This window comes from Pseudoalteromonas sp. 5Ae-yellow, assembly GCF_014077565.1.
GTDB lineage: Bacteria > Pseudomonadota > Gammaproteobacteria > Enterobacterales > Alteromonadaceae > Pseudoalteromonas.
On the sequence record NZ_JACGWD010000170.1, the window covers coordinates 1 to 462 of the forward strand.

Annotated in this window: 2 tRNA genes; both read right to left on the reverse strand. The window is 38.1% G+C overall.

The window, feature by feature from the left end:
• Positions 1–215: 215 nt before the first annotated feature.
• Positions 216–291, reverse strand: a tRNA-Ala gene (locus H4J63_RS19840).
• A gap of 50 nt (positions 292–341) precedes the next feature.
• A tRNA-Ile gene (locus tag H4J63_RS19845) sits at positions 342–418 on the reverse strand.
• Positions 419–462 lie beyond the last annotated feature (44 nt).

Genomic DNA, 462 nt, shown 5'->3' on the forward strand with positions numbered 1-462 from the left:
TCATATGAGTTAACTAAATGGCACTGAATGGTACTGCTACCATTCTTTTTTACTTTTGAAAACTCTTGATAAATACAATGTATCTATCAGAATTTTATTATCAGCTTTTCCAAATTTTTAAAGAGCAAGAGATGTAAAAACTTCTCAAAATTAAACACACTCTATTATCAGGCGGTTAATGGCCCGATAAAGAATATTTATTTTTAAGAAGTAAGTGGTGGAGCTAAGCAGGATCGAACTGCTGACCTCCTGCGTGCAAGGCAGGCGCTCTCCCAGCTGAGCTATAGCCCCACATATGCTGGTACTTATTGTTTTAACCATCTTCTTAATTAGATAAGAAGTGGTGGGTCTGAGTAGATTTGAACTACCGACCTCACCCTTATCAGGGGTGCGCTCTAACCAGCTGAGCTACAGACCCAAACAATAAGTGTTGTTCTCTTTACAATTAACAATCATCTGTGT